The sequence below is a fragment of the Aldersonia sp. NBC_00410 genome, assembly GCF_026342035.1.
GTDB lineage: Bacteria > Actinomycetota > Actinomycetes > Mycobacteriales > Mycobacteriaceae > Aldersonia.
In genome coordinates this window covers 681986-701946 of sequence record NZ_JAPENM010000002.1, presented here as the reverse complement: position 1 = coordinate 701946, position 19961 = coordinate 681986, and the positions used below count along the sequence as shown (strand labels likewise).

The following is a 19961-nucleotide window of genomic DNA, read 5'->3' as shown; positions in this document are numbered from 1 at the left end:
CTTCACCGAAGACCCCCAACATTGTTGGGGGTCTTCGGCATTTCTGGAGTTATTAGCCCTTTCATCCGGTTGATTCGAGCTCTCGGCATCGAATTGAACCGGTGAATTCCCTTTGGCATATCGGGCGTTCGGCCGGGGATCAGCCGGCGCGAGTGTGATGCTGGCGCGGGGCGGCCAGTCGGGTATTCAGGTTTCGGCCTCGCAACTGCACTTCCTCACCGAGACACCAACGTTCGGCCTCTTCAGCGCCGGCGGCTTCGAGGGCGCGATCGGACGCGAGGACCAGGCCCGGATGCTGTTTGGCCAGCTCGCACAATCGGGCTGCTTCGTTCACCGCGTCGCCGATGACCGTGTACTCGAAGCGATTTCGGGCGCCGATGTTGCCGGCCACGCCGAGGCCGTAGCCGACACCGATCGCGGCCGTACAATCCGGCACCTCGTCGGGAAGCCGGCGTTGCACAGCCCGCGCAGTGGCCATCGCCCGACCAGCCGCGTCGGTGAGCTCGACCGGAGCGCCGAAGACCGCCAGGGCGGCATCGCCCTCGAACTTGTTGATGATGCCGGCGTGCCGGTCGACCTCGCTGACCACGACATCGAAGAAGCGGTTGAGCAGGTCGACCACCTCGCGGGGCGGCCGGGACGCGGCGAGCTTGGTGGAGCCGACGATATCGATGAACATCACTGCGACATAGCGTTCCTCACCGCCCAGCTCCGGATTGCGGGCCAACGCCGCCTCGGCCACTTCCAGCCCGACCTGGCGACCGAACAGATCGCGGATCCGTTCTCGTTCGCGCAGGCCCTCCGCCATCCGATTGAAGCCGCTCTGCAGCGCGCCGAGTTCACTGCCGTCGTACACCACGACGGAACCGGGGAATTCGTCGTGCTCGATCTTGGCCATCGCATCGATCACCGACCGCAGCGGATCGGTGATCTGACGCGCCCCGAGAAAGGTGAGGGCGAACCCGAAGATGAGGGTGATTGAGCCGAGCGCGAGAACCGCGATGGCGAGTTGGCTCGCCGAGACGTCCTGCCGAAAGCTGAACACGGCGACCAGCATCAGGCCCGTCACCGGTGCGCCCGTGCCCAGGCACCACGCGAGCAGGGTGCGCTCGGTGACCCGGGCAAGGCGATTGCGGCGCAGATCCGGACCGGCTTCCAACGCCCTCGCCGCCACCGCACGCAAGATGAACTCGGTCAGGATATAGCTGAACGCGCAGACTGTGATGCCGCCGAACAAGGTGGTGAACGAGACCTTCGGGACGGCCTCCGGGTCGACGGTTGCGGCGGTAATGCCGACCACGACGACGCCACCGAGCCAGAGCGACCCTTGCAGGATGGTCAGCCGCCACGGCAGTGCGAGGGCAGCGGTGCGCTCACGTTGGGTCGGTTCTCGGCCGTCGGCGACCCAACCCGCCGAGTTGATGCCGATCCGCGCGGCGGCCGTGCCCCCGACACCCGCGGCCAGCACCAGATAGATCGGCAGCACGACATGGTTCATCGTGTCGAATTCACTGGCCATCAGATCCCGGCCGGGGATGACGATCGACACGAGCAGGAACACGACCGCGGCGCCGATCCCGTTTGTCGTGATGAACACCACCGCCAGCAGGATGCGCAGGCGTAGTCGCTGCCGGTGTCTCACCTCGTCCGGCGAGCCGAGCAGCCAGGAACCCAGCGGCGGGGCGGCCCGCGGACGGCGCCGAAGCAATCGCGACATGGTGGTTCGAGAGTATCGAAAGCGATTGCTCTAGGGTGGGCGACGTGCGTCTCGTCATCGCCCGTTGTCAGGTCGACTACGTGGGCAGACTCACCGCCCACCTGCCATTGGCTCGGCGGTTGCTGCTCATCAAAGCCGACGGTTCGGTCCTCGTGCATTCCGACGGCGGTTCGTACAAGCCGCTGAACTGGATGAGTCCGCCGTGCCGCCTCGACGAGCGCGCCGTGACCGACGGTGAACCGCGGCTGTGGGTGGTGACGAACAAGGCCGGCGAGGAACTGCGCATCACGATCGAGGAGATCGAGCACGATTCGAGCCACGATTTGGGCGTCGATCCGGGCTTGGTAAAGGACGGCGTGGAGGCGCACCTGCAGGTGTTGCTCGCCGAGCATGTCGAGGTGCTCGGCGACGGGTACACCCTGGTTCGACGGGAGTACCCGACCGCGATCGGGCCGGTGGATCTGATGTGTCGCAATGCAGATGGGCGCAGCGTCGCGGTGGAGATCAAGCGGCGCGGTGAGATAGACGGTGTCGAACAGCTGACCCGTTATCTCGAACTGCTCAACCGAGATCCGTTGCTCGCGCCGGTCAGCGGCGTCTTCGCCGCCCAGCAGATCAAGCCGCAGGCCCGGACACTCGCGGTCGACCGCGGTATCCGTTGCGTCACCTTGGACTACGACGGACTGCGCGGCATCGACGATTCGGAGTTTCGGCTGTTCTGACCGGCGGTCCGGCGGGATCCGGAGCGTCGGCACGCGATGCCGCGTTCGGGTGGGCATATCCTGGCAGCGTGCCTCGCCGAAAGCCCGCACCACGGACTCCGCCGCCGTTGCGCGGTGACGCACTGCGGCGCACGGAGCCTGGACCGGGTGGAACCGATCCCTACATCGTGCGCACCGTGCCCGGCAGTCGGGCGACGAAGGTGTACCGGTGTCCCGGATGCGACCACGAAATAACCCTTGGCACTGCGCATATCGTCGCATGGCCGGCCGGCGACAGCGGCGGCATCGAGGACCGCAGACATTGGCACACCGGCTGCTGGTCGGGCCGGGGTACCCGCGGGCTGACGCGCCGCTGGTCCTGACGGCACGTCGATAGTTGGCCCGGTTCGTACACTCGACTCATGACCTCGATGCCGGAACCCGCCGTTCTTCCGGTCAGCCTCGTGGAAACGGTGACCACATTCGTGCGATCGCAGGTGCTCAGTGGCGATCTCGAACCGGGGGAGCGGATCGTCGAGGAGACGGTGTGTGCCCGGCTCGGGGTGAGTCGTGCGCCGGTGCGCGAGGCGTTGCGGCTACTCGCTCAGCAGGGGCTGATCGAGCATCTCCCGCGCCGCGGGTTCCGCGTGTCGGAGTGGTCGGCAACCGACATCCTCCAGTTGTTCGAGTTGCGCCGCGTGCTCGAACAACATGCCCTCAGCCAGGCTCTGCCCCTGCCCGTGGCGCCGGATCCATTCGACGGCATCGAGAACGCGCTCGACGGTATGCGGGTCGCGGCCGGTCGGGACGATTCGCTTGCCCGCGACGACGCCCATCGTCGCTTCCACGAAGCCGTCGTGGCCATCGCGGGCAACCGCCAGCTCGACCTGGTCTACGCATCGGTGTTGATCAAGCTGCAGTTGCCGATGGCGCGCAACCTCCGTGCGGAGGCGCGCCTCGCCGATCCCGAGGACGGAATCCGGCGGCACGCCGCGTTGCTCGATGCGGTTCGGTCCAACGATTCCGGCGTTGCGCTGGCCGCGCTGGAGAGCCACGGCGAGCTGACGTACCTGAATCTGGGCATCTGCTAACACGCTCGATACAAACGAGGGCGCTGGCTTTTACACAAACTGTCGACAATCGACAGCATGAGTGATCAGGGCGCCCGATATGGCCCCGGCCCGAGCGATGGGCCAAGCGTGGCGGATCTCCTCACCGCGCACCGCGCGGGTGCCGTGACACCCACTGCGACCGTGACCCGCGTGGCCGACCTGATCGACCAGCACGGCGACGACGGCACCTGGATCACGCCGGTACCGCGTGCCGAGCTGCTCGCTGCCGCAGCGGAACTCGAACGCCGTCCCAATGCGCGCGCGCTGCCGCTGTTCGGGGTGCCGTTCGGAGTGAAGGACAGCATCGACGTCGCCGGGCAGCCGACCACGCTCGCGTGCCCGGATTACGCCTACATCGCCGAGGAGACCGCGCCGGTCGTGCAACGGCTGCTCGATGCCGGTGCACTGTATGTCGGAAAGACCGCGCTCGACCAATTTGCCACCGGGCTCAACGGCACCCGCACGCCGTATCCGATTCCGCGCAGCGTCTACGGCGCCGACATGATCTGCGGCGGCTCGAGTTCGGGCTCGGCGCGGGCCGTCGCCCTCGGCGAGGTACCGTTCTGCGTCGCCACCGACACGGCCGGCTCCGGCCGCGTGCCGGCTGCATTGAACGGGATCATCGGCTGGAAACCGTCGCGCGGGATGATCAGCGCGGTAGGCCTCGTCCCCGCCTGCAAATCTCTGGACTGCATCACCATGATGGCCCGCACGGTCGACGACCTCGACCGTGTCTTCGCGATCGTCAACGACGTCGACGTAGACGACCCATGGGCGCGTCCACGCGGACCGGAGTTCGATGGTGGCCGGTTGCGGATCGGGCTACCACCGCTGGCCGACTTGGAGTTCTTCGGCGACACCGCGCAGCAGCGGGCGCACGAGTCGATCCGGGACACGCTGCCGGGTATGGGGTTTCGGTGTGTCGAGACCACCCTGGAGCCGTTTCTGGCAGCCGGTGAACTGCTCTACCAAGGTCCGTGGGTGGCCGAGCGGCTGGTCGAGTTCGGTGACTTCCTCGCCGATCATCCCACTTCGATCGTGCCGGTCGTGCGCGAGATCTTCACCGGCGGTCGGGCGTACAGCGCCGTCGACACGTTCCGCGCGCAACATCGGTTGCAGGAACTGCGCGCCCGCGTCGGACGGATGTGGGCCGACATGGATGTCCTGGCGGTGCCGACGATCGGCACGACCTTCACCGTCGAGCAGGTTCTTGCCGACCCGATCGTGTGCAACACCATCCTCGGCACCTACACACACTTCGGAAATCTGTTGGACCTGACCGGAATCGCGATTCCGATGGGTACAACTACGGACGGCCGTCCGGTCTCGCTCATGCTGCTCGGGCCGGCGCTCAGCGATGATGCCCTGCTGACTGCGGCCGCGCGCGTGCTCGACGAGCACCGCTCCGGCTGGTCGACTGCCGCGCAGAGCAATTCGCTGTCCCTCTCATCCGCAGGGTCCTCTCATCCGCAGGTTAGGACGATCGCATGACCGAAAGAGCCACCGTTCCCGCGACCCCATCCGAGTTTCCGCTCCCACCCGGGCAGGTCGCCCTGGTGGTCATCGATATGCAACGAGACTTCCTGCTACCCGGTGGATTCGGGGAGAGTCTGGGCAACGACGTTTCGCTGTTGCGGCAGACCATCGAACCGCTCGCCGGATTGATCGCGGCCGCGCGGTCGATGGGGGTGCCGGTGATCCACACCCGCGAGGGGCATCTGCCCGACCTGTCGGATTGCCCACCTGCCAAGTTGAACCGAGGCGAGCCCTCGGCCCGGATCGGTGATCCGGGTGCTTTCGGGCGGATCCTCATCCGCGGCGAGTACGGCCACGACATCATCGACGAGCTCGCCCCTATTCCGGGTGAGGTGGTCATCGACAAGCCCGGCAAGGGCGCGTTTTACGCCACGGAACTGAGCGAGGTGCTCGAGTCGGCGGGTATCACGACCTTGCTCGTCACCGGGGTGACCACGGAAGTCTGCGTGCACACCACGGTCCGCGAGGCGAACGACCGGGGATACCGGTGCCTGGTCGTATCCGATTGTGTCGGTTCGTATTTCCCCGAGTTTCACCGTGTCGGTCTGGAGATGGTCGCCGCACAGGGCGGCATCTTCGGCTGGGTCGCCGATTCGGCGGCGGTCGTTCCCGCGCTGACAGCGCTCCCCGCAGGACAAACCCCGCTCAACCTGACCCCGGCAAAGTGAGGATCCCGCCATGTCGGTCGATGTGAAGAACAGCGCTTCGCCTGCCCCATCGCCCGCTCCGATGTCGTTGCCCTGGTGGACTCGCGGCGACACGAACGCGTTCTTCGGACTGGGTTTCAACATTCTGGTCAACGTCCTCACCCTCACGACGCTGATGATCGCGGTGGTCGGCGTGCCGACCGACGCGGTGCTCGGCACGGTTCTGCCCGCGCTCGGCGTCGCGCTGCTGCTCGGCAACCTGTACTACATGGTGCTGGCCCGGCGGTTGGCGCGCCGCGAAGGTCGCACCGACGTCACCGCCCTGCCGTACGGGCCGAGCGTGCCGCACATGTTCATCGTCGTCTTCGTGGTGATGTTGCCGATCTACCTGGACACCGGCGATGCCGTGCAGGCCTGGACTGCGGGATTGGCGTGGGCCTTCATGATCGGTGTGATCGTGATGATTGGTGCGTTCGTCGGGCCCTACATCCGGCGGATCACGCCGCGTGCGGCGATGCTCGGCACGCTCGCCGGAATCTCGATCACGTTCATCGCGATGCGGCCGGCGGCCCAGATGTGGGAGGCCGCGTGGATCGCGCTGCCGGTGCTCGCGATCATCCTCATCGGGTTCTTCACCAACGTGAAGCTGCCGGGGAATCTGCCGGTCGGTCTCGTCGCGCTGCTGGTCGGCACGGCCATCGGCTGGATCGGCGGATACATGTCGGCACCGGACGTCAGCGAGGCCGCAAGCAACATCGCGGTCGGTCTGCCCGACCTGCGGCTCGACCTGCTCTTCGACGGACTCGGCAACCTGGCGCCGCTACTGGCGACGGCAATTCCGTTGGGCGTCTACAACTTCACCGAAGCCATGAGCAACGTCGAGAGCGCGGCCGCTGCCGGCGACAACTACAACCTGCGCAGCGTACTGCTCGCCGACGGGTTGGGCGCGATCATCGGCTCGGGATTCGGTTCGCCCTTCCCGCCTGCGGTCTACATCGGCCACCCCGGCTGGAAGGACGCCGGCGGTCGCTCGGGCTATTCACTCGCGGGCGGCGCGGCAATCGCGTTGATGTGCTTCCTCGGACTGTTCGGGTTGCTCGCGACACTGCTGCCGATCCCGGCGATCGTGCCGATCCTGCTCTACATCGGCTTGCTCATCGGCGCACAGGCGTTCCAGGCAGTGCCACGGCTGCACGCGGTCGCTGTCGTCGCCGCACTGTTGCCGAACCTGGCGGAGTGGGCGGTAGGACTCATCGACAACGCCCTGTCCGCTGCCGGCACGTCGGCGGACCAGGTGGGGATGGACGCGCTCGGTTCCGCGGGCGTGGTGTACGAGGGCCTGAAGACGCTCGGCTCGGGTGCCGTGCTCGCCGGCCTCGTGCTCGGCGCGATGGTGACGTTCGTCCTCGACAAGCGATTCGTCGCCGCCGCTCTCGCCGCGACAACCGCTGCGGCACTGAGCTTCATCGGGCTCATCCACGCCCACGAAGTCGGTTGGGCCGCCGAACCGGAGGTGGCGCTCGGCTACCTGTTCTTCGGGGTGGTGTGCCTCATCTTCTGGCGGTTGTCACCGGAAGCGCAACCGGCTCTCGACGAAGCGGACGACGCTCCGATCGAAGCGTGACCCAAAAGGAGCGGGCGGTGCGGTCGAGTCGACCACGCCGCCCGCTCTGCCGTCAGTGCCTGCGCCTGTCAGCGTCCGCTCTGCGCGCTCGCCCGGCCATTGGCACGGGTCGTCGGCTCTTCGTCGACTTCGCCTTCGACCTCGATCTCGTCGTCGGCCTCGGCCTCGCTGGTCGTGAGTTCGGCCGCATCGAGGATCTCGATGTCGGCGTCGGCGGCCGCGCTCAGGGCTGCCAACTCGCCACCGAGGCTGCGCTGGGCCGGTCCGGAGTCGAGTAGCTCGGCCTCGCGGTTGACCGAGGCGAGCATTGCCGGAACCGAGTCGAGCTGGCCACGAATGCCGAGCAGCTGCGCGAGCACCCGCCCACGCAGCACCCGCAGTTCTTCGGCGAGTTCCTTGGAGTACGCGATCCGACGGTCGGCCTGGTGGTTCGCCGTCTCGACGATCCGCTGGGCTTCCTCGGTGGCATCCTTGACCCGTTGCCGGGCCTCCGCCTTGGTCGTGGTCTCGAGATCCTCGAGCGCCCTGGTCAACGAGGTGCGACGCTCGGCGATGGTCACCTCGAAATCGTGCTGCACCGCCTTGCGACGCGCCTCGGACTCTGCGGAGAGCCTGCTTGCCTCCGACTGCGCCGCCTCGATGATCCGGGCGGCTTCGGTGCGGGCGCTGGCCAGCGTCTGGTCGTACTCGATCTCGAGCGCGGACCGCTTCTCCTGGATCTCGGCGAGTTGGGCCTCGCAGCTCGCGCGCATCGCGGTGGCGTCCTGCTCGGCGATCGACACGACCTCCGCCGCCTCGGACTGCGCTCGCGCGCGTACCTCGGAGGCCTCGTCGGAGGCCAGCCGCAGCATGCGCGAAATCCGGTCGCTCATGCCTTCGGCGGTGGTCGGCGCAACCGACAACCGATCGACGTCGTCCTGTAGCGAGGCAATCTGATCGCGCGCATCTTCGAGCTGGTTAGCCAGATTGCGCGCCTGCGTCGCCGCCGCGTCGCGGTCGGTCGCGGTCAGCCGCAGTTCGGTTTCGAAGCGATCGAAGTAATGCTGCACCTCGTCACGGTCGTAGCCTCGGCGCACGATGCCGAAGGGCAGTCCTGGTGCGTGTCGATCCTGCTCGTGGGCCATGGATATCAACCTACCGTCGTTACTTGTCGGTTCGGGACCGACACTCGGGGGCTGCCGTCGGCGGTGACGGCCGCGTTATAAGTCAGTGACCGGACTGTGCCAAATAGGTCAGTGACCAGACTGTGCCAAGTAGGTCAGTGACCTGACGGGGCCGGTTCGACCAACTCGACGAGCACGCCGCCGGCGTCCTTGGGATGGATGAAGTTGATCCGCGAGTCGGCGGTGCCGCGTCGGGGCTCGTCGTAGAGCAGCCGGACGCCCTGGGCGCGCAGTTGCTCGGCGACCGCGTCGATGTCGGACACTCGGTAGGCGAGCTGCTGCAGCCCGGGGCCGCTGCGGTCGAGGAATTTGGCGATTGTCGATTCGGCGCTCAGCGGCGCGAGCAGCTGCACGGCGGCGGCGTTGGTGCTGCCGCGCACCGACAGCATGGCCTCGTGCACGCCCTGGCTCTCGTTCACCTCGCGGTGGGTCTCGACCATCCCGAGGTGGGTGGTGTACCAGGCGACCGCAGCGTCGAGGTCCGGCACCGCAATACCGACGTGGTCGATGTCGGTGATCAGGTCCGACGCGAGAACGGTGGCCGTCGCGCTCGTGGCGGCGGCGGAGACGGAATGTGTCATACCAAAACGGTAGCGCTACCGTTGAAGTAGTTCTTGTCGGGTACGGTGTCGACCCCCGCCCGGCGATCATCGACATTCACATTGCTCCCGGTGGCCGTCCTGCAGCGCAAGGGCGATCCCGTGATGTTTGTCACAGACGAAGGCGTGCGTGCGGACACCACCGTCGAGTCGCTCGGCAAGCTGCGCCCCTCCTTCGACAAGAACGGAACGGTGACTGCGGGTTCGGCGTCGCAGATCTCCGACGGCGCCGCCGCGTTCGTGGTGATGAGCAAGGCGAAGGCCGAGGAGCTCGGGTTGAGCTGGATCGCCGAGATCGGGGCGCATGGTGTCGTCGCGGGACCGGACTCGACGCTGCAGTCCCAGCCCGCTCGCGCGATCGCGAAAGCCTGTGTGCGCGAGGGAATCGAGCCGACGGCGCTGGACCTCGGCGAGATCGACGAGGCGTTCGCGGCGGTCGGAGTCGCGTCCACCCGCGAGCTCGGGCTCGACCCGGAGAAGGTCAACGTCAACGGTGGTGCGATCGCCGTCGGCCATCCGCTCGGGATGTCGGGTGCGCGCATCGCGTTGCACCTTGCGCTCGAACTGCAGCGGCACGGTGGCGGTGTCGGCGCGGCCGCGCTGTGCGGCGGCGGTGGTCAGGGCGATGCCTTGCATCCTCCGGGTTCCCGCCAAGTAACTACGGGGCGTAGTAGTCAGTCGGGCACAATGGTCGTCATGCGAAACGTGCTCAATGTGTCCACGCCCGCGAAGCGATTCCGCCTGGTTGCCTACTGGGAAGCCGTGACCTGGGCCGCGCTGCTCGTCGCGATGTTCTTCAAATGGGTGCTCGGGCACGAAGAGGCCGTCCGCATCCCGGGCATGGTGCACGGCATCGCCGGATTCCTGGTGTTCGTGGTCGTCGCGCTGGTGACCGCGGTGCAATTGCGCTGGGACTGGAAGACGACGCTGCTCGCGCTGGTGTCGAGCGTGCCGCCGTTCGGCACGATCGTGTTCGAGATGTGGGCTGCGCGAACCGGTCGGCTCGCCGAATTGAGCAATGCGCCCGAACCTGTCTCCACCGGGTCGTGACAAACTTGCAGGCGTGACACGACCCGGTTCTTCTCGTCGCCCCACGCCTGTCGCGGCAGCCGCCATGTCGGGTGCCGTCGACCTGTCCGCACTGAAGGAGCGCGCGCAGGCGCAGGCTCAGCCGCCCTCGTCGGGGGCCCCCTCCGGTGATGCTCCCGCGGGCACCGTCATCCAGGTGACCGAAGCCAACTTCGAGACCGCGGTGCTGCAACGCTCCAACGAGGTGCCGGTGGTGGTGGCGCTGATCTCGGGCCGCAGTCCGGCCAGCCTCGACCTTGCCGACGCGCTGGCGCAACTGGCCGAGACGGCCGGCGGCAAGTGGGTGCTCGGCGTGGTCGAGGTCGACTCCAGCATGCGGATTGCCCAGGCCTTCGGCGTCCAGGCGATCCCCACTGTGGTCGCCGTTGCCGCCGGGCAGCCGCTGGCGGACTTCCAGGGACCGCAGCCCGAACCGCAATTACGCCAGTGGATCGACGCGGTGCTGCGTGCCACCGAAGGCAAGCTCGCCGGCGGCGAGCCCGAGGAAGCCGACGAGCCGGAGCCCGAGGATCCGCGCTTCACCGCCGCCGAGACCGCGCTCGACGAGGGTGACTTCGGCGGCGCCGAGGCCGCCTACCAGGCCATCATCGACGCCGAACCGGACAACGCGGAGGCGAAGGCCGCGCTGCGGCAGGTGCGGTTCATGGCCCGCGCGCAGGACATCCCCGCCGATGCGGTCGCGACCGCCGACGCGGACCCGGCCAACGTCGACGCGGCGTTGCTCGCGGCAGATGCGCAGGTGTTCGCGCAGCAGCCCGAGGAAGCTTTCGCCCGCCTGATCGAGCTGGTCCGTAAGACCGCCGGTGACGACCGCACCCGCGTCCGGACCCGACTGCTCGAGCTTTTCGAGCTGTTCGATCCGGCGGAACCATTCGTGGTCGCCGCGCGCCGCAAGCTCGCCGCCGCGCTGTACTGACCGGGTACCGGCCCGCGCTCGCTCAGTCGTTGTAGCGGGCGTCGCAGGCACCGCGCCCGCCGAGCACACCCGAACGGAATGCCTCGACCCGGGAGAAGCCGCTCGGGACGGTGCGGCCTTCCGCGTCGCTGGCGGCGAGTCCATCGGTGAGCAGCCCCGACACCGCCTCGTCCAGATCACCGGGGGACAGCGCGAAGTCACCGGCCGCCGGGCCGCGGTCGACGGCGAGCGCGGCGGTGATCACTCCGGACAGGCACGCCGCGCGCAACGCCGTCTTGGCGTCGGTGAGCGACTGACCGGACTCGCGCTGCACGGCCAGGGAGAACCGCGAGCCGAACACGACGTAGGCGTTGTAATCGCCGGTCACCGTGACCGGGATTCCCGAAGCGGGCACCTCGTTCGGGGTGCCGCGCTCGGCCAGCGCGGGGAGGTCGACGCCGATCGTGTTGGTGGCAGGGCAGTACGACACCGGCTCGGTCCACGACGCGTCCGGGCAGTCCGTGTCGGCGCCCGAATAGTTCACCGACGGACTGTGCTCGAGCGCGAAGATGCTGTCGAGTGCCTTGTGGAACTCGTCGAGAGTTGCGGCGGTGACCGGGAGTTCGCCCGTTTCGTCCGGCGAGTCGAACTGCTGTGGGAGATCGCCGCGACGGCTTTCGATGTCGGCCAAGTCGATCCGGGTGCAAGCGGCCGCTCCGTCGGTGAACCCCGTCTGCACCGCGGTGACCCGTTCGAACGCCGAGCCGTGAATCGACTCGGGGTCGTTCGGGTCGTCGTCACGAATCGAGACCGTCGCGGCCAGTACGGAATTGAGTCCGTCCGACGTGTTGAGCGTGAAGTGCGGACTCTTGCCTTCGGCAACGTGCCTAATGAACGCACCGCCGAAACAGTCGGCCTGCTGTTCGGCCACGATGCCCGGCACGTCGTCGCCGACGAGCCCGCTCTGCCGCTGCACGGCGTGCCCGTACTCGTGCGCGAGGATCATCACCACCGACATTTCGCCGAATGCGTCGATCAGCGCAGGTAGCAGGGCGGTGCGATCCCAGCCGATGGTGTTGTCGAGCGGACAGTAGCCCGCGTTGGCGAGTCCGGCGGTGTCCATGTCGCAAAAGTTGATCGCGGCGTCGCCGTCGGCATCGGAGTCCCACGACACGATGCGGGTCACGTTGGCGAACGCCCCGCCGAACAGTCGCGGATACTCGGCCTGCCAGAACGACTGAATGTCGTCGATGGCAGTGATCGCCAGTCGGTCCACCGGGCCGTCGTCGGTGTTGTCGGCGCCGAGCGCGGTGGGCGCTGCACCCGGACGCAGCCCGTTCGGTCCCGTCGAGGCGGGCAGGCCGGCGACGGTGAAGGGGTTGGCGTAGATCGATACCGCGTGCCCGGTCGTCGTCGTGCTGCATCCGGCAAGCAGCGCGGCGGCGGCGAGCATGGCAACGAAACCGGGCGCGAGTACACCGGCGCGGCTCACCGCACCGACTCCAGCCGCCTCATCGACGCTCCAAGCTCTCCTGGGCGCACGCCCTGTCCAACTGCGGCGCGTCAGGCGCCGGTGTCAACGCTCAAAGGCGATCCAGATCGCGCCGTTCGGCGGCAGCGCCACCGTCGCGGACGCGGGACGCCCGTGCCAGGGACGTGCTGTTGCCGTCACCGCACCGAGATTGCCGATACCCGAACCGTGGTAGTCGGTCGCATCGGTATTCAAGATCTCGACCCACCGGCCCTGCTCGGGTAATCCGACACGATAGTCGCCGTGTGCCACCCCTGAGAAGTTGAATAGGCAAGCAACTACCGATCCATCGCTGCCGTACCGCAGGAAACTCAGCACGTTGTTGGCGGTGTCGTTGGCGTCGATCCACGAATAGCCGCCCGGTGAGGTATCCAGGGTCCACATCGCCGGGTGCGTGCGATAGGTCGCGTTGAGATCGCCGACGAGCCGGAGCAGGCCGCGGCGGAGGTTGCCGGTGTAGGAGTCGTCGAGTTCGTACCAGTCGAGCCCGCGCTCCTCGGACCACTCCCTGCCCTGGCCGAATTCCTGTCCCATGAACAGCAGTTGCTTACCGGGGTGCGCCCACATGTACGCCAGTAGTGTGCGCAGCCCGGCGGCGCGGGTGAAGTCGTCGCCCGGCAGGCGGGTCCACAGCGTCCCCTTGCCGTGCACCACCTCGTCGTGGCTGATCGGCAGCAGATAGTTCTCGCTCCACGCGTACATCAGCGAGAAGGTGATCTCGTGATGGTGATACGACCGGTAGAGCGGATCGTGCCCGATATAGCCGAGCGTGTCGTGCATCCAACCCATGTTCCACTTCATGTTGAAGCCGAGGCCGCCGACATTGGTCGGTCGGGTGACACCTGGCCAGGCCGTCGACTCCTCCGCGATCGTGACAACGCCACGATGCAGCTTGTGCACGGTCGCGTTCATCTCCTGCAGGAACGCAACGGCTTCGAGGTTCTCCCGGCCGCCGTATTTGTTCGGTGTCCAGCCCCCTTCGGGCCGTGAGTAGTCCAGATAGAGCATCGACGCGACCGCGTCCACCCGCAGGCCGTCGATGTGGAACTCGTCGAGCCAGTACAGTGCGTTCGCGACGAGAAAGTTGCGCACCTCGACCCGCCCGAAGTCGAAAACGTAAGTGCCCCAATCGAGTTGCTCGCCGCGATGGGGATCGCCGTGCTCGTACAGCGGCCCGCCGTCGAAGCGTGCCAGCGCCCACTCGTCCTTGGGGAAATGAGCGGGCACCCAGTCCACGATGACGCCGATACCGTCGCGGTGCATCCGGTCGACGAACCATCGGAAGTCGTCCGGTGTGCCGAAACGTGCCGTCGGCGCGTAGTAGGACGTCACCTGGTAGCCCCACGACCCACCGAACGGATGCTCGGCCACCGGAAGCAGTTCGACATGGGTGAACCCGGTCGCCCGGACGTGTTCGGAGAGCTGTTCGGCGAGTTCGCGATAGCCCAGCCCGGGCCGCCACGAGGCGAGGTGGACCTCGTACACGCTCATCGGGGCACTGCTCGGCTCGATCTCCGCGCGCGCGGCGAGCCACGCCTCGTCATTCCACTCGTATGCGCTGGTGGTCACCACAGATGCGGTCGCGGGCGGCACCTCGGTTCCGAACGCCATCGGGTCGGCGTGGTCGCGCACCGAACCGTCGGAACCGTGCACGCGGAACTTGTAGACCGTGCCCGGGCCGATATCGGGCACGAAGACCTCCCATACCCCCGACGAGCCGAGCGCCCGCATCGGTGCGAACTGTCCGCCCCAACCGTCGAAATCGCCGGTGACGGTGATGCCTTTCGCCGACGGTGCCCACACGGCGAACGACGTGCCGACGACGTCACCGTCGGGCGTGCTGTAGCTGCGCGGGTGTGCGCCGAGGATCTCCCACAGCCGCTCGTGGCGCCCTTCGTTGAACAGGTACAGATCCGTCTCGCCGAGCGTCGGCAGGAACCGGTAGCCGTCCGCGGTGACCACGGTGTGGCCGCCCGGATACGTCACCACGTAGCGATAGTCGGCCAGGTCGCGCACCGGGACCTCGACGCTGAACACGCCGTGGTCGACATGCTGCAGCGGATAGTCGACGCCGCCGATACGGGCGACGACGGACTCGGCCTGCGGGCGCAGGGCCCGCAGCACGGTGCCGTTCGCGGTCGGGTGCGCGCCGAGCACCGAGTGCGGATTCCAGTGGGTGCCGTCGCGCAGCCGGTCCAGATCCGCGCCGTCGGGCGGCGCGACGATCGTCTTTGGCTGTTTGCCCGGCTGCTGTGGTGGAGGCGACTTGGGTGACTTCGGCGTGGGGGACACAATCACTCCGACCGGTAGGCGAGTTCGAGGCGCGCCGCCTGCGAGACGTGCGGCAACACCAGGATGTGGGCGACGGCGCGCCAGGGCTCCAGCTTGACGAAGTTGGCCTGACCCCAGTGGTAGGTCTCCCCGCTGACCTCGTCACGCACGTCGATGCGTTCGTTCCAGTCGCGGCCGATCGCGGGCATGTCGAGCCAGACCGTGCTTTCCTCCGCGGCATAGGGGTTCAGATTCATCACCACGAGCACGGCGTCGCCGGTGCTCGGGTCGATCTTGGAATAGGCGATGATCGCGTCGTTGTCGACATGGTGGAACGCGATCATGCGCAATTGCTGCAGCGCCGGGTGGGCGCGCCGAATCTCGTTGAGCCTGGTGATCCACGGCTCGAGCGACGCGCCGTGCGCGAGCGCCTCGGCGAAGCGGCGTGGGCGCAGCTCGTACTTCTCCGAGTCGAGATACTCCTCGCTGCCCGGTCGCACCGCGACGTGCTCGTAGAGCTCGAAGCCCGAATACACCCCCCACGTGGGCGACAACGTCGCCGCGAGTGTGGCCCGGATCGCGAACATGCCGGGACCGCCGTGCTGCAGGCTCTCGTGCAGGATGTCCGGGGTGTTGGTGAACAGGTTCGGCCGCGACTCGTCCGCCTTCGCCGCGATCTCGGTCCCGAACTCGGTCAGCTCCCACTTGGCGACGCGCCAGGTGAAATACGTGTAGCTCTGGGTGAATCCGCGGCGCGCCAGACCGTAGAGGCGGGCGGGCACGGTGAACGCCTCGGCGAGGAACAGCACATCCGGTTCGGTTCTGTGCACCTCGCGAATCAGCCACTCCCAGAAGTCCGGCGGCTTGGTGTGCGGATTGTCCACGCGGAATATTCGGACGCCGAGCCCCGTCCAGTGCCGCACCACGCGCAGCACTTCCTGGTAGATGCCGTTCGGGTCGAGGTCGAAATTGACCGGATAGATGTCCTGGTACTTCTTCGGCGGGTTCTCCGCATAGGCGATCGTGCCGTCGGGCAGGACGGTGAACCACTCGGGATGGTCCTTTGCCCAGGGATGGTCCGGCGCGCACTGCAGCGCAAGATCGAGCGCGACTTCGAGCCCGAGTGAGCCTGCTTTGGCGACGAAGTCTTTGAAATCGAGCTCGCTACCGAGTTGCGGATGGATCGCGTCGTGCCCGCCCTCCTCCGAGCCGATCGCCCAGGGGGAGCCCACGTCGTCGGGGCCCGGGTCGAGGGTGTTGTTGCGGCCCTTGCGGTTGATCTTGCCGATCGGATGGATCGGCGGGAGGTAGACCACGTCGAAGCCCATCGCCGCGATCCGGGGCAGTTCGGCGGCGGCCGTGGTGAAGGTGCCGTGCACGGGGACCCCGTGCTCGTCCCAGCCGCCGGTGGAGCGCGGGAACAGCTCGTACCAGGAGCCGAACAGCGCCCGCCGCCGCGACACCTCCACGGTGTAGAGCCTGCTGCGGGTGACGAGCTCGCGCAGCGGATACATGTGCAGGAGCGCGGTGACTTCCGCGGAGAAGGCCGGTGCGACGCGTGCGGACAGCTGCGCGTCGCTGCGCAACGCGGTGACCACCGCGGCCAGCCGGCGTTGCTCGTCGCGGGTGAGCTTCTTGGCGGCCCGCTCGAAGAGTCGGGCGCCGGTCTCGAGGTCGTTGGCCAGTTCCTCCGGGCTCTGCCCGACCGCGAGCTTGGCTTCCACATGGGCGCGCCAGGTGGCGATCGGATCGCCCCAGCCCTCGATCCGGTACGTCCACGCCCCTTCCGAGGTCGGCGAGAAGGCGCCGTTGTAGACGTTCGGCTCGACCGCCGGCGTCATGCGGATGCGCTCGATCTTGTTCGTGCTCGGATCGCGCACCATCAGGGTGGCGGCGACCGCGTCGTGGCCCTCGCGCCAGACCACGGTGCGCACCGGGAAGACCTCACCGACGACGGCTTTCGCCGGCCTGCCGCCGCTGATGTCGGGGGTGGTGTCGTCGATGGCAATGCGGCCCGGCATGCGATGACTCCGTTCCGTGTGGGCAGTTCGTCCTCGCGGCGGGCCATCCGCTCCGGGGGAGCGGTGAACCCGACAGCGGCTGCGTCGCCAACCGTAATCGAGGCGCCCTGCGTTCGCCCGTTCGTTCGACGTTTCCACATCGCGTGCATCGGTAAACACCGTTTTGCTGCACGGCATGTCGAATCGTGTCCAAGTCGGTAGTGTTCCCGGCGTGAAGGCGTTGCGTCGATTCAACGTTCGTGCCCACCTCCCCGACCGACTGAGCGCGCTGGGCACGCTGTCCACCAACCTCCGCTGGTCCTGGCACCCACCAACCCAGGACCTGTTTGCCTCGCTCGATGAGCAACTGTGGGTCGAGGTGGGCCGGGATCCGGTCCAACTGCTCGGTGAGATTTCGCCGGCGCGACTCGATGCACTGGCCGAGGACGCCGGCTTCCGCGCGCGGCTCGACGCACTCGATGCGGAACTTCGCGAGTACCTCGAACGGCCGCACTGGTTCCAGCGGCAGGCCGGGTACGGCGCCGAACTGCCGAATGGAATCGGTTACTTCTCAATGGAATTCGGCGTCACCGAGGTGCTGCCGAACTATTCCGGCGGGCTCGGCATTCTCGCAGGCGACCACCTGAAGGCCGCCTCGGATCTCGGCCTGCCGCTGATCGGGGTCGGGCTGCTCTACCGATCCGGCTACTTCCGCCAGTCGCTCACCGCCGACGGTTGGCAGGCCGAACGCTATCCGTCCGTCGACCCGCAGGGTCTGCCGCTGAGCCTGTTCACCGACCCGGGCAACGGCGCACCGGTGCTGATCCACGTGGCGATGCCGGGCGGACGGGTGCTGCGGGCAAGGGTGTGGATCGCGCAGGTGGGCCGCGTTCCGCTGCTCCTGCTCGATTCCGACATCCCGGAGAACGATCCGGAGATGCGCGGCGTGACGGACCGGCTCTATGGCGGCGATCAGGATCACCGCATCAAGCAGGAGATCCTCGCCGGAATCGGTGGTGTTCGGGCGTTGCGTGCTTACACGCACGCGACCGGACGTCCCGACCCCGACGTGTTCCATATGAACGAGGGACATGCCGGCTTTCTCGGTGCCGAGCGGATCAGGGAGTTCATCTCCGATCCCGGTCTCGACTACGACAGCGCACTCGCGGCCGTCCGGGCCAGCACGGTGTTCACCACGCACACCCCGGTGCCCGCCGGTATCGACCGGTTCCCGGCCGATCTCGTCCGGCGGTACTTCGGCGGTGCGAACGGGGAGAACGCCTCGGCGATGCTGCCCGGGCTCACTGTCGATCGGATCGTTGCGCTCGGACGCGAGGGGGACCCGGGCGTATTCAACATGGCGCACATGGGCCTGCGGCTCGGCCAGCGGGCCAACGGCGTGTCCAAACTGCACGGCGCGGTGAGCCGGGAGATGTTCGCCGCGCTCTGGTCCGGTTTCGATTCGGCCGAGGTGCCCATCGGCTCGGTGACCAACGGTGTGCACGCTCCGACCTGGGCCGCGCGTGAGTGGTTCGAGAAGGCCCGTGAACTCGTCGGCCCCGAGTTGGTCGAGGAGGCCCGCGGTTGGGAGCGTCTGCAGGAGGTCGACCCCGCCGAGATCTGGGGGCTTCGTAACCTGCTGCGCGGCCGGTTGGTCGAGGAGGTCCGCCGGCGCGTGCACGCGTCGTGGCTGGAGCGTGGCGCGGCCGAAGCGGAACTGGGCTGGGTGGCAAACGTTTTCGATCCGGACGTGCTCACCATCGGATTCGCGCGCCGGGTGCCGACCTACAAGCGGTTGACGCTGATGCTGCGTGATCCGGAGCGGCTGCGCGCCGCACTGCTCAACCCGGATCGGCCGGTGCAACTCGTGGTGGCGGGCAAGAGCCATCCCGCCGACGATGGCGGCAAGGCACTGATCCAGCAGGTCGTCCGGTTCGCGGATCAGGCACAGGTGCGGCACCGAATCGCGTTCCTGCCCGACTACGACATGTCGATGGCGCGCTACCTCTACTGGGGTTGCGACGTGTGGCTGAACAACCCGCTGCGCCCGCTCGAGGCGTGCGGCACGTCGGGGATGAAGTCGGCGCTCAACGGCGGTCTCAACCTGTCCATCCGCGACGGCTGGTGGGACGAGATGTACGACGGCGAGAACGGTTGGGCGATCCCCACGGCGGACGGTGTCGTAGACGAGCAGCGGCGCGACGATCTGGAGGCCGGTGCGCTCTACGAGCTGATCGAGCGGTCCGTGGTGCCGCGCTTCTACGACCGCGGCTCGGACGGGGTACCCACGCGCTGGGTCGAGATGGTCCGGCACACGCTGCAGAGTCTCGGACCGAAGGTGCTGGCGTCGCGGATGGTGCACGACTACGCGATGCAGTACTACACGCCCGCCGCCGCGTCGTGTCGCAAGGCGCTGGCCGACGATTTCGCCGGTGCGCGCGCGGTGGCCGACTACCGCCGGAAGGTGGAGACGGCCTGGCCGAACGTGAAGGTCGCCAACGTGGACAGCTCCGGCCTGCCGGACACGCCGGAGATCGACAACAAATTGTCGTTGCGGGCGCACGTACAGCTGGCCGGCCTGAGCCCGGACGATGTCGAGGTGCAGGCCGTGCTGGGCCGGGTCTCGCCGAGCGACGATCTGTCCGAGGTGACGACGGTGCCGATGAGCCACGAGGGGTCCGAACCGGGCGGCGAGGTGTTCTCGGTGGAGACGCCGGTACCGCTGTCGGGAGCCGTGGGCTACACCGTTCGGGTGCTGCCACGCAGCCAATGGCTGGCGTCGCCGGCAGAGCTGGGACTGGTCAGCCTGCCGTAGCTCTGCGGCACCGAAGATTTATCTGGACACGCGTCCAAAATTCCCGTAATAATGAGCAGCGTTTTGCCGTGTAAAAGAAGGGAACCCCACTTGTCCAGCGAACTGTCCGCCGACCTCAATACCGCCATCTCGATTCTCCAGGCCATTGCCGTGATCGGAAACGGCGTCGATGCGCTGTCCGGCCTCCTCGGGTCGTCGTAACATCCGACCTCTGATTTCCAACCCCTGATCGCTCCGCCGAGTTCGGAGCGGTAAATCCTG

At 67.5% G+C, this 19961-nt stretch carries 15 protein-coding genes and 1 pseudogene; 10 read left to right on the top strand and 6 right to left on the bottom strand.

Translation table 11 applies throughout. From position 1 onward, the window contains the following. Nucleotides 1–139 precede the first annotated feature (139 nt). Nucleotides 140–1717 (bottom strand): adenylate/guanylate cyclase domain-containing protein, encoded by a 1578-nt coding sequence (locus tag OG921_RS07000; protein ID WP_266111604.1) that lies wholly within the window; start codon nt 1715–1717, stop codon nt 140–142. A 44-nt stretch (nt 1718–1761) separates the two neighbouring features. On the opposite strand from OG921_RS07000, the gene nucS reads away from it, so the two are divergent. The 6 genes from nucS (at nt 1762) to OG921_RS06970 (ending at nt 7337) form a co-directional block, all read left to right on the top strand. Then, the gene (gene nucS / locus OG921_RS06995; RefSeq protein WP_266111603.1) at nt 1762–2439 is read left to right on the top strand and encodes an endonuclease NucS; all 678 of its coding nucleotides are present in this window, start codon (nt 1762–1764) and stop codon (nt 2437–2439) included. Between the two features lie 68 nt (nt 2440–2507). Continuing rightward, entirely contained in the window at nt 2508–2801 is a 294-nt protein-coding gene (locus OG921_RS06990; RefSeq protein WP_266111602.1) for an ATP/GTP-binding protein, read from the top strand. Nucleotides 2802–2840: 39 nt separating this feature from the next. Then, entirely contained in the window at nt 2841–3509 is a 669-nt protein-coding gene (locus OG921_RS06985; RefSeq protein ID WP_266111601.1) for a GntR family transcriptional regulator, read from the top strand. A 57-nt stretch (nt 3510–3566) separates the two neighbouring features. Continuing rightward, entirely contained in the window at nt 3567–5021 is a 1455-nt protein-coding gene (locus tag OG921_RS06980; RefSeq protein ID WP_266111600.1) for an allophanate hydrolase, read from the top strand. Beyond that, nucleotides 5018–5734, top strand: a complete 717-nt coding sequence (locus OG921_RS06975; protein WP_266111599.1) for a cysteine hydrolase family protein — start codon at nt 5018–5020, stop codon at nt 5732–5734. Before OG921_RS06980 ends, OG921_RS06975 begins: the two co-directional genes overlap by 4 nt. 10 nt (nt 5735–5744) lie before the next feature. Continuing rightward, complete coding sequence (locus tag OG921_RS06970; protein ID WP_266111598.1) at nt 5745–7337, top strand: regulator; 1593 nt, start codon at nt 5745–5747, stop codon at nt 7335–7337. A 68-nt stretch (nt 7338–7405) separates the two neighbouring features. Here the strand turns inward: OG921_RS06970 and OG921_RS06965 are convergent, their stop codons facing one another. Together OG921_RS06965 and mce are read right to left on the bottom strand one after the other, a co-directional pair. Beyond that, on the bottom strand, nt 7406–8461 hold the full coding sequence (locus OG921_RS06965; RefSeq protein WP_266111597.1) for a hypothetical protein: 1056 nt from the start codon (nt 8459–8461) through the stop codon (nt 7406–7408). A 134-nt stretch (nt 8462–8595) separates the two neighbouring features. Next, a complete protein-coding gene (gene mce, locus OG921_RS06960) occupies nt 8596–9081 on the bottom strand; it encodes a methylmalonyl-CoA epimerase (protein WP_266111596.1) in 486 nt (161 codons plus the stop codon). 81 nt (nt 9082–9162) lie between these two features. Between mce and OG921_RS06955 the strand changes: the two are divergent. From OG921_RS06955 to OG921_RS06945, 3 genes and pseudogenes are all read left to right on the top strand, one after another. Next, nucleotides 9163–9732: pseudogene (locus OG921_RS06955) on the top strand (acetyl-CoA C-acyltransferase); the annotation flags it as partial. 54 nt (nt 9733–9786) lie between these two features. Beyond that, the gene (locus OG921_RS06950) at nt 9787–10149 is read left to right on the top strand and encodes a DUF3817 domain-containing protein (protein ID WP_323182710.1); all 363 of its coding nucleotides are present in this window, start codon (nt 9787–9789) and stop codon (nt 10147–10149) included. A 64-nt stretch (nt 10150–10213) separates the two neighbouring features. Then, nucleotides 10214–11104, top strand: a complete 891-nt coding sequence (locus tag OG921_RS06945; protein ID WP_266111664.1) for a tetratricopeptide repeat protein — start codon at nt 10214–10216, stop codon at nt 11102–11104. Between the two features lie 22 nt (nt 11105–11126). Here the strand turns inward: OG921_RS06945 and OG921_RS06940 are convergent, their stop codons facing one another. The 3 genes from OG921_RS06940 to OG921_RS06930 all read right to left on the bottom strand — a co-directional run bounded on the left by OG921_RS06940 (nt 11127) and on the right by OG921_RS06930 (nt 16906). Next, nucleotides 11127–12536 carry a metallopeptidase gene (locus OG921_RS06940; protein WP_266111663.1) on the bottom strand — a complete coding sequence of 470 codons (1410 nt, stop codon included), beginning with the start codon at nt 12534–12536 and terminating at the stop codon, nt 11127–11129. Between the two features lie 123 nt (nt 12537–12659). After that, nucleotides 12660–14840 (bottom strand): 1,4-alpha-glucan branching protein GlgB, encoded by a 2181-nt coding sequence (gene glgB / locus OG921_RS06935; protein WP_266111662.1) that lies wholly within the window; start codon nt 14838–14840, stop codon nt 12660–12662. A gap of 68 nt (nt 14841–14908) precedes the next feature. After that, nucleotides 14909–16906 (bottom strand): alpha-1,4-glucan--maltose-1-phosphate maltosyltransferase, encoded by a 1998-nt coding sequence (locus tag OG921_RS06930; RefSeq protein WP_266111595.1) that lies wholly within the window; start codon nt 16904–16906, stop codon nt 14909–14911. 211 nt (nt 16907–17117) lie between these two features. On the opposite strand from OG921_RS06930, the gene glgP reads away from it, so the two are divergent. Beyond that, complete coding sequence (gene glgP, locus OG921_RS06925; RefSeq protein ID WP_266111661.1) at nt 17118–19700, top strand: alpha-glucan family phosphorylase; 2583 nt, start codon at nt 17118–17120, stop codon at nt 19698–19700. Nucleotides 19701–19961: the final 261 nt, after the last annotated feature.

Excerpts from the sequence above, each read along its gene's own strand:
- mce (WP_266111596.1), bottom strand. The coding sequence starts at position 9,081 with ATGACACATTCCGTCTCCGCCGCCGCCACGAGCGCGACGGCCACCGTT.
- OG921_RS06945 (WP_266111664.1), top strand. The coding sequence starts at position 10,214 with ATGTCGGGTGCCGTCGACCTGTCCGCACTGAAGGAGCGCGCGCAGGCG.
- OG921_RS06940 (WP_266111663.1), bottom strand. The coding sequence starts at position 12,536 with ATGCTCGCCGCCGCCGCGCTGCTTGCCGGATGCAGCACGACGACGACC.
- OG921_RS06985 (WP_266111601.1), top strand. The coding sequence starts at position 2,841 with ATGACCTCGATGCCGGAACCCGCCGTTCTTCCGGTCAGCCTCGTGGAA.
- OG921_RS06930 (WP_266111595.1), bottom strand. The coding sequence starts at position 16,906 with ATGCCGGGCCGCATTGCCATCGACGACACCACCCCCGACATCAGCGGC.
- OG921_RS06980 (WP_266111600.1), top strand. The coding sequence starts at position 3,567 with ATGAGTGATCAGGGCGCCCGATATGGCCCCGGCCCGAGCGATGGGCCA.
- OG921_RS07000 (WP_266111604.1), bottom strand. The coding sequence starts at position 1,717 with ATGTCGCGATTGCTTCGGCGCCGTCCGCGGGCCGCCCCGCCGCTGGGT.
- OG921_RS06965 (WP_266111597.1), bottom strand. The coding sequence starts at position 8,461 with ATGGCCCACGAGCAGGATCGACACGCACCAGGACTGCCCTTCGGCATC.
- OG921_RS06970 (WP_266111598.1), top strand. The coding sequence starts at position 5,745 with ATGTCGGTCGATGTGAAGAACAGCGCTTCGCCTGCCCCATCGCCCGCT.
- OG921_RS06950 (WP_323182710.1), top strand. The coding sequence starts at position 9,787 with ATGGTCGTCATGCGAAACGTGCTCAATGTGTCCACGCCCGCGAAGCGA.
- OG921_RS06975 (WP_266111599.1), top strand. The coding sequence starts at position 5,018 with ATGACCGAAAGAGCCACCGTTCCCGCGACCCCATCCGAGTTTCCGCTC.